The sequence below is a fragment of the Stenotrophomonas sp. WZN-1 genome, assembly GCF_002192255.1.
Lineage (GTDB): Bacteria > Pseudomonadota > Gammaproteobacteria > Xanthomonadales > Xanthomonadaceae > Stenotrophomonas.
In genome coordinates this window covers 3,193,892-3,208,078 of the sequence record NZ_CP021768.1, presented here as the reverse complement: position 1 = coordinate 3,208,078, position 14,187 = coordinate 3,193,892, and the positions used below count along the sequence as shown (strand labels likewise).

The following is a 14,187-nucleotide window of genomic DNA, read 5'->3' as shown; positions in this document are numbered from 1 at the left end:
CGACGGCGCCGATGGCGCCGTCGACGTTTTGGAGGACCGTTGATGAAAGCCCGCCTGATCGCCACCGGTGAACGCGCGCCCAGCTGGGTCGCGCAGGGCTTCGCCGAGTACCAGAAGCGGCTGTCGCACTGGCTGCCGTTCGAGCTGGTGGAAATCGAGCCCGGCCTGCGCGGCAAGGGGCGTGATCCGCGCCGCGCCACCGAAGATGAAGGCAAGCGGGTCATCGCTGCGCTGCCGAAGAACGCTTACGTGGTGGCACTGGATGTGCCGGGGCGACAGCTGAGTTCCGAACAGCTGGCACAACGCCTGGAGCATTGGCGCGGGCAGGGTCGCGACCTGGCGTTCCTGATTGGTGGCCCGGAAGGGCATTCGCCGGAGGTCTCCGCGCTGGCCGATGAGAAGTGGTCGATCGGACCGCTGACGCTGCCGCACATGCTGGTGCGCCTGGTGGTGGCCGAGCAGTTGTATCGGGCCGCCGCAATGATTGCCAATCACCCCTACCATCGCGCGTGAAGAGTGGTTATACTAGTCGTCTGCCCGAATAGCTCAGCCGGTTAGAGCACTTGACTGTTAATCAGGGGGTCGTTGGTTCGAGTCCAACTTCGGGCGCCACCTTGAAAAACCTGCATCGCGAGATGCAGGTTTTTTTTTGCGCCCTTTGCAGGGTCGAGCTTGCTCGACTGCTGTTGTAGGGCCGACCATGCACGGCTGGCTCATCCGCGGCAGCCGAGCATGGCTTGGCTCTAGAGTGTCGGTGTTCCTCGCCAGAACGCTATCAGCGTTACGATCGCCACCGTCAGGATCGCGCCGAACAGCACCCACTCCCAGCGCGTGAATACCCGCTCGCCGCGCTGATGCCGGGTCAAAGCGAACAGCGCCACGCCGGGTACGTACAGCAGCACCGACAGCAGCAGGTTGTCCAGGCCGCCGGCATACACCAGCCACAGCGCATAGGCGCTGGCCAGCAGTGCGACCACGAAATCGCGCCAGCGCACGCCTGGTTCGCCGGCATAGGCCTGCCCACGCCATGCCAGTTGCACGCCGAACGCGGTGGACAGGAAGTAGGGCACCAGGCTCATCGAAGCGGCCAGCAACACCAACCCGGTGTAGCTGCCCGCGTTGACCAGCACCAGCAGCAGGAACAGCTGGATCAGGCCGTTGCTCAACCAGAGCGCATTGGCCGGCACGCCGCGCGCATTCTCGCGGCCGAGGAAGGCTGGCATGGTGCCGTCGCCAGCGGCGGCATACAGCACTTCGGCACACAGCAGCACCCACGCCAGCAGCGCGCCCAGCACCGAAATGATCGAACCGCCGATGATCACCGTCGCGCCCCATTCGCCGACAATGGCGCGCAGCACATAAGCCATCGACGGGTTGGGCAGCCCGGCCAGTTCGGCCTGCGACAGCACGCCCATCGACAACAGGCTGACCAGTACGAGCAGCAGCCAGACCCCCAGGAAACCGATCACCGTGGCACGGCCGACGTCGGCACGGCGCGCGGCACGCCGCGAATAGATGCTGGCCCCTTCGATGCCGATGAACACCCACACGGTCACCAGCATCATGCCGCGCAGCTGCTGGCCGAGGTCGCCGAGTGCGGGCGTGCCGAGGAAATCGGCGCGGAACACGTCCATGCGGAACGCGCCTGCCGCCAGGATCAGGAACAACGCGATCGGCAGCAGCTTGGCCATGGTCACCAGGCCGTTGACGATGGCGGCCGTGCGCAGGCCGCGCAGCACCAGCAGGTGCACGGTCCACAACAGTACGGACGAAGCGGCCACGGCGGCTGGAGTGTTGCCTTCGCCGAAGACCGGCATGAAATGGCCCAGTCCGCTGAAGATCAGCACGAAGAAGCTGGCATTACCCAGTACCGAAGCCACCCAGTATCCCCAGGCCGCGGAAAAGCCGATGTAGTTGCCGAAGCCCTCACGGGCGTAGGCATAGATGCCGGTGTCCAGGTCCGGACGGCGGTTGGCCAGGGCCTGGAACACGAAGGCCAACATCAGCATGCCCGCACCGCTCAGCGCCCAGCCGATCATCGCGGCGGCCGGGCCGGCACTGCGGGCAACGTTCTGCGGCAATGAGAAGATGCCGGCGCCGACCATCGAGCCGACTACCAGTGCAGTCAACGCGGGCAGGCCGAGACGGTGGTTGGACGAGGGCATGCTCTGGTTCCCTTGCGGTCATCCCATCGGCCTTCTGGCCGGGCAGTGCAGCAGTTGCATTCGGGTCATCGATCTTATCCATCTCATCGGGTGCGATGGAAGGTTGGCATAGTCGGCTTCCCTCCATGAGCGCGCACCCCATGACCAAATCGCGGGCCTTTCTCACTCCCGATGGAACCGAGTACGTTACGGCGCAGGCTGTGGGCCACCGTCGCAACAGGGACTATGCTGGAGAACCCACGGGAGATCGCTATTTCTCAACGCACCGTGCAGGCCAGCGGCGCCCAGTGAAGCACGTGATGAAGGGGCGGTCGTGGTACTTCGCATATATCGACGGTGCGAAGGGCGGAGCGGCAGCGGGAGGCGAATCGCTGCAGCATCTGTTGTTCAAGGAGGCTTTCAGTCGGCTGGATCATGTGCAGCTGTCCCTTTCGCTTCCTACCAGAAAAGGGCCTCGTCGCTGGCGTGAATCGAGAATCTCGATCTCCCGGGTGGAGCAGGAGTGGCAGGTGCCGGGAAGGGGTGATTATCGGGCAGATTTGTATGTTGAGTTCACCAGCGAGGATGATCTGGGTTCCAAGTGGGACGGGAAGTTCCTGCTTGAGGTCAGGCGCTCCCATGCTGTGGATGCTGCAAAACAGGATGGCCTCCGGCAACTGGGCATTGCAGTGATCGAAGTGGATATCGGCAGGGTGCCGATCTACGGCTATACCATTTCCGAGGACGAAACCAGTGATGCGGAGGAAGCTCGATACCTCGAAAGGATCAAGCGCTTGCTGGAAAGCGAGCGTGGATTCCTGCAGGCGATGGTCCTCAGCAATCCCAGCAGCAACGATTATCTGGAGACGCTGGTGCGCAGCCAGCAGAAGCACCTGCAGGCGTTGAGCGGGCGGGAAGCCTTGCTGCAGTCCGAGGTGGCAGGGGCGAGCGCACGCAGTCTTGCACTGGAAGAGAGCCATGGCAGGTTATCTGCCCAGTTGAAGCAGAGCGAGGAGCTGCTTGCCGGCATGCAGAAAGTCGCTGCTGATCTGAGAAAGGAGAAGGCGACGTTGCAGAAGGTGCTGCAGTCCGCTCGTGACGATCTCAATTCGGAGGTGGCCGAACGGCGCCTGTACCAACGTTGCTTCTGGGGCCTCACCGCCGTCGCGGTGCTGCTGTTCTGCTGGATGTGCTGGCTATGGTTGTTTGGCTGACGCTGGCTCGACAATGCCGGGTGGCATTGAAAATGCAGAGGCCCGGGTGTTGGCCCGGGCCTTTGCAGGTGACGCTGCTGCAGGATTACTTGAAGGTGTACTTGGCACCCACGGTGAAGTAACGGCCCAGTGCACCGGAGAAGTGCATCGGGTTGTAGTTCACGCCGCCGTAGGTGGTCGGATCGAGCGGTGCGATGCGGTCGAACACGTTGGCCACCGAGGCATTGAGCTCGAAGGCGTCGGTGATGTTCCAGCGGCCGGACAGATCGAAGGTGGTGAACGAAGAGATCTTCGTCACCGGCGTGCCATCCTCGTAGGACGCCTGGTAGTCGCCGCCGCGCTTGTCGGTGTTGTCCATCTTGCTGATGTAGTTGGCAACACCGCTGACGCTCCACGCACCCTGCTTCCAGGTGGTGCCGAAGTTGATCTTGTCCTTCGGCGTACCGATGCAGTTGGTCACGTCGCAGTTGCCGTGGGTGCCGGCATAGTCGACGGTCTCACCGTCCTCGGTGCGCTCGAACTTCAGGATGTGGCTCCACTGCAGGTCCAGCTCAAGCTGGCCCGGGCCGATATCGAAGGTCTGGCGGATATCGGTATCGATACCGCGGACCCGCGACGAGCTGGCATTCACGTAGCCGGTGTTGACGGCCAGGATGCTGCCGGAATTGGGCACGCCACCGATGTTGTTGGAGTCACGCAGCACGTTGCCGGCGAGGATGGCGGCCGCCGTGTTGCCCTGCACGATCTCGTTGGTGCGCTTGATCTGCCAGGCATCGACGGTCATCGAAGTGGTCGAGGTCGGCTGCAGCACCAGGCCCACCGAGTAGCTCTTGGACTCTTCCGGCTTCAGGTCCTTGTTCGGGCGGGTGATGATCGCAATCGAGCGCGGCGTGCACTCGTCTGCATCGATGGCACAGCGCACCGGATCGCGGGCATTGGAGAAGGCGGCCAGGCCACCGTCACCGTTCTCGGCCGGGTTCGGCGCGCGGAAGCCTTCGGCGTAGCTGGCGCGCAGGGCGATCCAGTCGGCCGGGGTCCACTTCACGCCCAGCTTCGGCGTGGCCTTGCCTTCGCCACTTTCGTACTTGTCGTAACGCACCGCGCCGGACAGTTCCAGCTGTTCCAGCACCGGCGCGGACAGCTCGACGTAGCCGGCGTACACGTTCTGGGTGCCGTCGTAGGCCGAGTAGCCCAGGCCGATGATGTCACCCTGATCGGTGTAGGTCTGCGGGGTCAGGCTGTTGCTGGTCTTGCGCCACTCGGTACCGATGGCCAGTCCCAGCGGGCCACCCTTGAGGTCGGCCAGGCTGCGTGACACGGTGAAGTCGAACATGTCCAGGCTGGACTTGGCACGCGCGCTGATGGTCGGCGAGATGTAGTCGTACAGCGCCTGCGAGTTCAGGTTGGCGTTGTCACCGATGCGCCATGTACCGCCGGCGCAGTTCGGATTGCCCAGCGCACACAGCACGGAACTGTAACGCAGGAAGCCGGTGCGCTTGTTGACCAGGTCGGTGCCCGAATGCAGGTAGGCGGTGTCGTAGCTCCAGTCGCCCCAGTTGCCCTTGGCGCCAACCAGGAAGCGGTTGAACTCATTGGTGTTGTCGGTCACGCGCGGGCCGACGTCCCACGCGCTGTAGCGCAGGCGCGCCGCATACGGCAGCGGGTTGTCCGGATGCCCGGCATAGAGCATCGTCGCGCCGTCACCGCTGCTGGCGTTCTTCGGGCCGCCGGGGAAGCCCCAGCCACCGGACACACCGGAAGGGGTATTGCTGAAGATGGTTTCCTTCTTCGAGTAGCCGATCTCGGTGTAGATCTCGCCGCCTTCGCCGAAGGCGAACGTGGCGCGGCCGAACACGTTGATGTACTTCTCTTCCGGGGTCAGGTCGCGATACTGCTGCGCTGGATCCCACAGGCAGCCCTGGGCCGCCGAAGAGGCTTCGGTCTGGCCCGGAATGGTGCTCAGGTTGGCGCAGCCCGGCAGGGCGACCAGGTGCGGCGACGGCGAGTCATTGTTGAACACCGAGCCGTTCGGGCCGACGCCGCCGTTGGTGCGGCCGCTGAGGTAGGCGCCGCCGAGGAACTGCGCATCGGTGGCGTCATAGCCCCACGGGCGCGTATCGCCGGTACCGATCCACTTGCGGTTCTTGCGGTCGCTGATCTTGATCGCGTCGGACTTGCCGACGTCCAGGCTGAAGAATGCGTTCCAGCCATCCTTGGACAGGTCGCCGGTACCTGCGGTCAGGGTGGCCTTCTTGGTGTCGCCGTCGCTGTCGCCGGACAGGCCGTAGGACGCGCGCAGGATCGCACCTTCGAAGTCGGTGCGCAGGATGATGTTGACCACGCCGGCGATGGCGTCGGAGCCGTAGATCGCCGAAGCGCCGTCCTTCAGCACTTCCACGCGTTCGACGGCATCGAGCGGAATGGTGCTGAGGTCGGTGAACACCTTCTGGCCGTCATCGGCCAGGCCGTAGGTCGCCATGCGTCGGCCATTCAACAGCACCAGCGTCGAGCCGGCACCGAGGCCGCGCAGCGAGATGCCGGCGCCGCCACCGGCGAAGCCGTTGCCGAAGGTCTTGGGAATGGAGCCCGCGCCATCGGCGGTGATGGTCTGCAGGTACTCGGCCAGCGTGGTCTTGCCACTGCGGTCGATCTCCTGGCGGCTCACCACCTGCACCGGGGACGGCGTCTCGGTGTTGGTGCGGGGAATGTTGGAACCGGTGACCGTGATGCGGTCGAGGTTGGTGGCTTTTTCCTGCGCGAAGGCGGAGGAGGAAGCGACGGCGCCGGCCAGCAGCAGGGCGCCGCCGGTGAGGATATGGGTGATGGACGATGCCAGGGTGGTGCGGCGGCGGCTGGCGGGCCGTTGGATCGGGTGTTTCACAGCTTCTCTCCTAACTGGAAAACCGTAGCGTTGAGGGCTGTCGCCGGATCGATACCGGGACGCGCCAATCTAGGTTTCCAGCAGGTGACGAAGTCGTGAATTTTTGCTTAATCGGTAACGCTTGGCCCTCGTCTGTCCGCATCCCCCACGGCTGCGGCAGGGTCCGGCCCGGCGCGAGGCCGGGCCGGTGGGTCGCTCAGTCCGGCAGCGAGAACTGCACCGGCACCATGCCGATGGCCGGAACCGCCATGCCGTCACGCTGGGCAGGCTCGAAGCGCCAGTGCCTGAGCACCTGCTGGCGGGCGGCCTGGTCCAGGTTGCGCGAGCCGCTGCTGCGCTCGACGCTGACGGCGACTGGCTGGCCCTGGATGTCCACTTCCACCCGCAACAGCACCGTGCCCTGTTCGTGATTGCGCAGGGACTGGATCGGGTAGCTCGGCGGCGGTGCGCTGCGGTACCGCAGCTGGGCGCCGGCCAGCGGGGTGGACGTGTCGATGCTGGGCGCGAGCTGCGGTGGGGCCGGTTCGGCCGCCGGCAGTGCGATGCCCTGGGTCTCCTCCACCGTGGCGGTCGGAGGCGGCAGCGGCGGCGTCACCGGCTGGGCCTGTGGTTTCGGCACGACCCGGGCCACTTCCTTCGGCTCCTGCAGCACCGGAGGGGGCGGTGTCGGCGGGATCTTCTCGATCAGCCTGACCGTGGTCTTGTCACGGGGGACCTGCACGGCCTGGTAGGTCGCAGGGATGAGCAGCAACAGGAAGGCCAGCAGGTGCAGGGCGATCGCCGCGCTCCAGGCGGCTACGCGGGCGGGGTCGAAGTGCGGGGATGCAACGGGATACGTACGAACCATGATCCACCTCCATGCCAGTGACGAAGTCCTCAACGCACCAGGGCCCGTGGCGGGGTTGCCGCACGCGGCTGGCAGTCCATCAGTAGCGCGGCATGGCGGCTACTGCCTAGAGGCAGGGGCATGATCGTTGGGCTGGCCTTCAGCCAGCGTCGGCGGAACGCACGAAAAAGGCGGGCCCCCTGCGGGACCCGCCTGTGCCGGCCGTGGCGGACGCGATCAGCGGCCCAGTTCGAACACCACGTCCAGGTTGACCGAGACGGTCGATTCACCCGGTGCGACCGGGGTGGCCTTGTCCATCGCCGCACCGGCCGACATGGTGCGCATCATCTGCATCGGGCGGAAACCGCCGTTGCTGTTCTCGGAGATGCTGACGATGCGGCGCACCTGCAGGCCCAACGACTTGGCATAGGTCTGGGCACGGGCCTGGGCTTTCTTCAGGGCAGCCAGGCGGGCTTCGTCATAGACCGGTTCCGGCTGGTCGATCTCGAAGCTGGGGCCATTGATCTGGTTGGCACCCTGTGCGGCCAGCGCGTCGAGCACCTTGCCGAGCTTGGCGATGTCGCGGACCTTCAGGCTGACCGTATTGCTGGCCTGGTAGCCGGTGATCTTCGGTGCTTCATTGTCGGCATAGCGGTACTGCGGGTTGAGGCTGACGCCGCTGGTCTGCACGTCGCGCTCGGCGATGCCGGCGGCCTTGATCGCGGCCAGCACCTTGTCCATCTGCTGGGCGTTCTGGCGCATGGCGCTGTTGCCGTCGGCGGCCTGGGTGACCACGCCGGCCGACAGGGTGGCGACGTCCGGCACGCGGGTCGCCTCGGCGTTGGCCGAAATGTTCAGCAGGGTGCCTTCGGCCGCGGCGGCGATCGACGGCGACGACGGAGCGGCATGGGCGGTCATCGAGGTTCCAAGGGCAAGGGACAGGGCAAGCAGCAGCGGGGTGGCGGTCAGGCGCATGGGATCTCCTTGTTGTGGCAGTGAGGGTGGTGTCGTAGCGATGAACGCGCTGTGAGCCTGTTCGGGGTTGTACGCGTTCCGTAACGGGTTGCCGACGATTCAGGTGGCGGCCTCAGGTTATGCTGTGCCGATGCTCTATCTTGCTTCCCGCTCCCCCCGACGCAACCAGCTGCTGGCCCGACTCGGACGCCCCTTCCAGGCCCTTGACCTGGAGGTCGTCGAGCAGCGCGCGGCGACTGAAAGTGCCGAGCAGTACGTGTGCCGGGTCGCCGCCGACAAGGCGCGCGCCGGCCTGGCCCAGGTGCTGGCCGACGACCCGCAGGCGCGCGTGCTCGGTTCGGACACCGAGGTGGTGCTGGACGGCGAGGTCTTCGGCAAGCCGTCCGATGCCGCCGATGCGCGGGCAATGCTGGCGCGACTGGCCGGGCGCACCCACCAGGTGATGACCGCGGTGGTGGTGGTTGATGCCACCGGCCTGGACAGCGAGCTGGTCATATCCGAGGTGACCTTCGCCCCGATCGACGCCGCCGACATCGCTGCCTATGTCGTTACCGGCGAGCCGCTGGACAAGGCCGGTGCCTACGCCATCCAGGGCGGGGCCGAACGCTGGATCGAACACCTTTCCGGCAGCTACTCCGGCGTCATGGGGCTGCCGCTGCTGCATACCGATCGTCTGCTGGCGCGCTGTGGCGTGCCGGCCCCCACTGCCGATGCCGCCAGGGAGGCTGCCGATGTCTGAGGAAATCCTGGTCAATGTGACCCCGCGCGAGACCCGGGTCGCGGTGATCGAAAATGGCATGCTGCAGGAACTGCACATCGAGCGCGGTTGGCGCCGGGGCGTGGTCGGCAACATCTACAAGGGCAAGGTGCAGCGGGTCATGCCCGGCATGCAGGCCGCTTTCGTCGAAGTCGGCCTGGAGCGCGCCGCGTTCCTGCACGCCAACGACGTGGTGCGTCCGGCACCGGTGGCCAGCGCCGACACCGAGAACACCACCCTGCCGCCGCCGGCCAGCGTGCCGATCGTCGAGCTGCTGCGTGATGGCCAGGACATCGTGGTGCAGGTGGTGAAGGACCCGATCGGCACCAAGGGCGCACGCCTGACCACGCAGATCAGCATTCCCTCGCGCTACATGGTGCTGCTGCCGCAGTCCAAGGTGGTGGGCGTGTCGGCGCGCATCGAGGACGAAACCGAGCGCGCCCGCCTGAAGGCGCTGGTGACCGAACTGTCGGCACAGCACGGTGGCTACGGTTACATCGTGCGCACCAACGCCGAAGGCCAGCCGGCCGAGGCCATCGCCGAGGACATCGCCTACCTGTCGCGCGTATGGAACGTGGTCGAGCGCCGCGGCCGCGAAGCGCCGTCGTGCAGCATCATCTATGAAGACCTGAGCCTGCCGCTGCGGTCGGTGCGCGACCTGATCCGCAAGGACGTGGACAAGGTCAAGGTGGACTCGAAGGAGACCTTCGGCCAATTGCAGGCCTTCGTCGCCAAGTACATGCCGGTGCTGGCCGAGAAGCTGGAGCTGTATTCCGGCGACCGCCCGATCTTCGACATGTTCGGCGTGGAGGACGAGATCGGCCGCGCACTGGACAAGCAGGTACCGCTCAAATCCGGTGGCTACCTGGTGATCGACCAGACCGAGGCGATGACCACCATCGACGTCAACACCGGTTCGTTCCTCGGCCAGCGCAACCTGGAAGAAACGGTGTTCCGCACCAACCTGGAAGCGGCGCAGGCGGTGGCGCGGCAGCTGCGGCTGCGCAACCTGGGCGGCATCATCATCATCGACTTCATCGACATGGATGATGCAGAGCATCGCCGCCAGGTGCTGCGCACGCTGGAAAAGGCGCTGGCCCGCGACCATGCCAAGACCACGGTCTATGATTTCTCGCCGCTGGGCCTGGTGGAGATGACCCGCAAGCGCACGGTGGAAAGCCTGGAGCGCCAGCTGTCGGAGACCTGCCCGCAGTGCAGCGGCCGCGGCAGCATCAAGACCACCGAGACGGTGACCTACGAGATCTTCCGCGAGATCACCCGTGCCGTGCGCCAGTTCGATGCCGCGCGGCTGCTGGTGATCGCGTCGACCAAGGTGGTGGCGCGCATCACCGATGAGGAATCCTCGGCGGTGGCCGAGCTGGAAGAGTTCCTCGGCAAGAGCATCCGCTTCCAGGCGGACGAGCAGTACCTGCAGGAGCAATTCGATGTTGTTCTGCTCTGATCCTCGCCGGCTGCAGGCCGGCGGTGGCCGATGAGCGCGCCGCCGCGCCTGCGACTGCGAAGGATCCGCCGTCATTTCATTGCCGCCTGCGCGGTGGGCCTGGTCGGGCTTGCACTGCTGGTGGGCACGCTCAGCCAGCTGCTGCCGCTGGCCGAGCGACATCCCGACAGGATTGCCGCCTGGCTGAGTGAGCGTGCTGGCCAACCGGTGCGTTTCGACCAGCTGCAGACGGCCTGGACCCGTCGTGGCCCGCTGCTGCAGCTGAAGGGCCTGCGCATCGGTGCCGGCCAGGGCCTGGCGATCGGCGAGGCCGAGGTGCTGGTCTCGATGTACAGCGGGCTGCTGCCCGGGCGCTCGCTGACCGAGCTGCGCCTGCGTGGCCTGGCGCTGGACCTGCAGCAGGGCGAGGACGGACGCTGGACGGTGCGGGGGCTGCCGCAGTCCGACAACGGCGGCGATCCGCTGGATGCATTGCGCCGGTTGGGAGAACTGCAGGTGATCGGGGGCCGCCTGGGCGTGCGCGCGCCGGCACTGGGCATCGACACCACGCTGCCGCGCATTGACCTGCGCATGCGGGTCAATGGCGATCGCCTGCGCGTGGGTGTACGCGCCTGGGCGCAGGCCGAAGCGCTGCCGCTGACCGCGGTACTGGACGTGGACCGCATGCGCGGCAACGGCCAGGCCTGGCTGGGCGCCGACCCGGTCGATTTCCACGCCTGGTCGCCCTTGCTGGCGGCCGGCGGTGTGCGCCTGCGCGAGGGCAAGGGTGAGCTGAACCTGTGGCTGACCCTGCGTGATTTCGCGCCGGTGGCGCTGACCACCGATTCGGACCTGCGGGACGTGCGTATCGATGGCGCCCCGATGCCGGGCGTGGCAGTACCCCAGCTGCAGCTGCAACGGTTGCATGCACGCCTGCGCTGGCAGCGCCAGGCTGATGGCTGGGCGTTGCAGGTGCCGCGCCTGCGCCTGAAAACCGAAGAGGGCGAGCAGCAGCTCGATGGCCTGCAGCTGCAGCTTGGCAAGCAGCTGCGGGTCCGTTCTGGCGAAGTGCAGGCCGGCACCGCGCTGCGTGCGCTGGCCTTGAGCGATCGTCTTGACCCGGGCCTGCGTCGCTGGCTGTTCCTGTCCAGGCCGCAGCTGGATGTGCGCGAGTTGCAGCTGGCGGGCGAACGCGATGGCCCGCTGTGGGCGCAGGGTGAACTGCAGTCGCTGGGCTTCGCCAGCGTGGGCAATTCGCCCGGCCTGCGCGGCCTGGGCGGGCGCTTCGAAGGCGACGCGGATGGCTTCAGCCTGCAGCTGCAACCGCAACGCCAGCTGCAGTTCGATTGGCCGACCGGCTTCGGCGTGCGCCACGATCTGCACCTGGCGGGCCAGGTGGTGGGCTGGCGCGATGAAGGCGGTGGCTGGCGCATCGGAACGCCGGCCATGCGCGTGGAAGGTACCGACTATGCGGCCGACGTGCGCGGTGGCGTCTGGTTCCAGGGCGACGGTACGCGGCCGTGGCTGCAGCTGGCCGCCAAGCTGGACGACGTGCCGATGACCGCAGCCAAGCGCTTCTGGATCCACTCCAAGATGAGCAAGGGCGCCACCGACTGGCTGGACATGGCGCTGGCCGGCGGCCAGGTGCGCAATGGCATCGGCCTGGTCAGTGGCGACCTGGACGATTGGCCGTTCGACAACAACGACGGCCGCTTCGAGGCCACCGGCCATATCACCAAGGGCGACATCCGTTTCCAGCACGATTGGCCGTTGATGAGCCAGGTCGACGCCGATATCGCCTTCATCGGCCCCGGCTTCGACATGCACGGGCGCGGCGACCTGGCCGGCGTGGCGGTACAGACGTTCGAGGCGGGCATCCAGGATTTCGGGCAGCAGCCGCTGTACGTGCGTGCCGATGCGCAGAGCGACGCCGGCAGACTGCTGGCGATGTTGCGGCAGAGCCCGCTGCACAAGGATTATGGCGACACCCTGGACAACCTCACCGCTGCCGGCCCGGCGCATGTGACCTTCGATCTGCTGCAGCCACTGCACCACGATGAAGGTGGCGGCCACCTGCAGGGGACGGTCGATCTGGCCGGCGTGAAGCTGGTCGACAAGCGCTTCCAGCTCGCCTTCGACAACATGCACGGGCAGGCGCGCTACAGCAATGGCGGTTTCGATGCCGAGGCACTGTCGGTGCGCCACCTCGGCCAGGACGGTCGCCTGAGCCTGCGTGCCGGTGGCTACGTGCACGACAGCACGCGGGCCTTCGAGTCGCAGCTGACGGCCCATCTTGATGCCGGCGTACTGATCGACCGCGCGCCGGAGATGGCCTGGCTCAAGCCCTACATCACCGGAACTTCGCCGTGGACCATCGCGGTCAACCTGCCCAGGGCGGCTCCAGGGGCGCCTGCGCCGCCCAGCGAGCTGCGGTTGAGCTCCGATCTTGTCGGCACCCGGCTGGACCTGCCGGCACCGTTGGACAAACCGGCTGCCGAACCATTGGCGACCACGGTGGCTGCACAGCTGCCGATGGGGGCCGGCCGCATCGACGTGGCGTTCGGGCAGCGCCTGGCGCTGGCCGCACGCAGCCACAACAACCAGACCGGTGTGCAGGTGACGCTTGGCAGCGACCACGTCGACCGCGAGCCGCCGCCGAGCGGATTGACCGTCAATGGCCGCAGCCCGACCCTGGATGCGCTGGAGTGGATCAGCCTGGCGCGGGGTGGCAGTGACGACGATGCCATGCCGCTGCGTGCGGTCGACGTGCAGGTCGGCCAGCTGAAGCTGATCGGTGGCGTGTTCGAACAGACCCGGTTGCAGCTGCGCCCGGGCGCGCAGGCACTGGATGTGCGTCTGGATGGCCCGTCGCTGGCCGGGCGCCTGACCGTCCCCAATGCAGACGGCGGCACCATCAGTGGCCAGCTCGACCGCGTGCATTGGCAGTCACTGCCGGCGGCTCCGGGTGCGCCGGCCACACCGGCACGGGTACAGGCCGGCGCCAACGACATGGACCCGGCCAAGCTGCCGCCGTTCGCGCTGGACATCGCCGACCTGAAGTTCGGCAAGGTGGTGCTGGGCCAGGCGGTACTGCGCACGCGCCCGCTGGCCAATGGCCTGAACGTGGACGAGCTGCGCTTCCGTGCGCCGGACCAGGAGATCGACATCAGCGGCCGCTGGCTGGGCCGTACCGGTGGTGCCCGTACCGAGCTGACCGCGCAGGTGCGCAGCGAAGACCTGGGTGGGTTGATGCAGAACCTCGATTACGGTGGCCAGCTGCGTGGCGGTTCCGGCCAGGCGCAGCTGCAGGCCTCGTGGAGTGGGGGGCCGTCGGACTTCCAGCTGGGCAACCTGCAGGGCAGCCTCGACCTGCACGCGCGCAATGGCCAGCTGCTGGAGCTGGATCCGGGCGCCGGCCGCGTGCTGGGCCTGCTCAGCGTCGCGCAGCTGCCGCGGCGGCTGATGTTCGATTTCCGCGACTTCTTCTCCAAGGGCTTTGCGTTCAACCAGATCGACGGCAGCATGCAGTTCGGCCAGGGCATGGCGCGCACCGACAAGGTGCTGATCGAAGGCCCCGCGGCCAACATCACCATCCGTGGCCAGGCCGACCTGCGCAACCAGCAGTTCGACCAGACCATCGACGTCAACCCGCGCGCGGGCAACCTGCTGACCGTGGTCGGTGCGGTGGCCGGTGGCCCGGTGGGCGCCGCGCTGGGCGCGGCAACCAATGCGGTATTGTCCAAACCGCTGGGCGAGATTGGCGCCCGTACCTACAAGGTGACCGGTCCATGGAAGGAGCCGAAGGTGGAAGTGATCGAGCGCAGCCGCGACAAGACCCCATCACCGCCCGAGCCGGCACCTGCACCGGCCATTCCGCCGACCGTCACCGACCTGCCGCGCTCGCGTTGAGCGCGGTTCCCTGTTCACGGGGCTTGCCTGAGCGCCCCCG

Annotated in this window: 9 protein-coding genes and 1 tRNA gene; 6 read left to right on the top strand and 4 right to left on the bottom strand. The window is 66.8% G+C overall.

All coding sequences use genetic code 11. The annotated features are described in order from the left end of the window. Positions 1–42 precede the first annotated feature (42 nt). Complete coding sequence (gene rlmH, locus CCR98_RS15135) at positions 43–513, top strand: 23S rRNA (pseudouridine(1915)-N(3))-methyltransferase RlmH (RefSeq protein WP_005418108.1); 471 nt, start codon at positions 43–45, stop codon at positions 511–513. A 22-nt stretch (positions 514–535) separates the two neighbouring features. Next, positions 536–612, top strand: a tRNA-Asn gene (locus tag CCR98_RS15130). Positions 613–743: 131 nt separating this feature from the next. Here the strand turns inward: CCR98_RS15130 and CCR98_RS15125 are convergent. Further along, on the bottom strand, positions 744–2,165 hold the full coding sequence (locus CCR98_RS15125; protein ID WP_087923247.1) for a basic amino acid/polyamine antiporter: 1,422 nt from the start codon (positions 2,163–2,165) through the stop codon (positions 744–746). A 140-nt stretch (positions 2,166–2,305) separates the two neighbouring features. Here CCR98_RS15125 and CCR98_RS15120 point away from each other — a divergent pair, with 140 nt between their 5' ends. Next, positions 2,306–3,358 carry a hypothetical protein gene (locus CCR98_RS15120; protein ID WP_157721539.1) on the top strand — a complete coding sequence of 351 codons (1,053 nt, stop codon included), beginning with the start codon at positions 2,306–2,308 and terminating at the stop codon, positions 3,356–3,358. An 85-nt stretch (positions 3,359–3,443) separates the two neighbouring features. Here CCR98_RS15120 and CCR98_RS15115 read toward each other — a convergent pair whose 3' ends face one another. The 3 genes from CCR98_RS15115 to CCR98_RS15105 all read right to left on the bottom strand — a co-directional run bounded on the left by CCR98_RS15115 (position 3,444) and on the right by CCR98_RS15105 (position 8,040). Further along, on the bottom strand, positions 3,444–6,239 hold the full coding sequence (locus CCR98_RS15115) for a TonB-dependent receptor (RefSeq protein ID WP_087923245.1): 2,796 nt from the start codon (positions 6,237–6,239) through the stop codon (positions 3,444–3,446). Positions 6,240–6,435: 196 nt separating this feature from the next. Beyond that, positions 6,436–7,086, bottom strand: a complete 651-nt coding sequence (locus CCR98_RS15110) for an energy transducer TonB (protein WP_087923244.1) — start codon at positions 7,084–7,086, stop codon at positions 6,436–6,438. Between the two features lie 216 nt (positions 7,087–7,302). Continuing rightward, positions 7,303–8,040 carry an SIMPL domain-containing protein gene (locus CCR98_RS15105; protein ID WP_075677026.1) on the bottom strand — a complete coding sequence of 246 codons (738 nt, stop codon included), beginning with the start codon at positions 8,038–8,040 and terminating at the stop codon, positions 7,303–7,305. A gap of 130 nt (positions 8,041–8,170) precedes the next feature. Here CCR98_RS15105 and CCR98_RS15100 point away from each other — a divergent pair, with 130 nt between their 5' ends. The 3 genes from CCR98_RS15100 to CCR98_RS15090 are packed head-to-tail and all read left to right on the top strand — an operon-like array spanning position 8,171 to position 14,147. Then, complete coding sequence (locus tag CCR98_RS15100) at positions 8,171–8,779, top strand: Maf family nucleotide pyrophosphatase (protein WP_087923243.1); 609 nt, start codon at positions 8,171–8,173, stop codon at positions 8,777–8,779. Continuing rightward, positions 8,772–10,259: a ribonuclease G gene (rng, locus tag CCR98_RS15095; RefSeq protein ID WP_005418079.1), complete on the top strand. Its 1,488-nt coding sequence runs from the start codon at positions 8,772–8,774 to the stop codon at positions 10,257–10,259. The genes CCR98_RS15100 and rng overlap by 8 nt, the downstream gene beginning before the upstream one ends. 30 nt (positions 10,260–10,289) lie before the next feature. Continuing rightward, complete coding sequence (locus CCR98_RS15090; RefSeq protein WP_087923242.1) at positions 10,290–14,147, top strand: YhdP family protein; 3,858 nt, start codon at positions 10,290–10,292, stop codon at positions 14,145–14,147. The last annotated feature ends 40 nt before the right edge of the window (positions 14,148–14,187 follow it).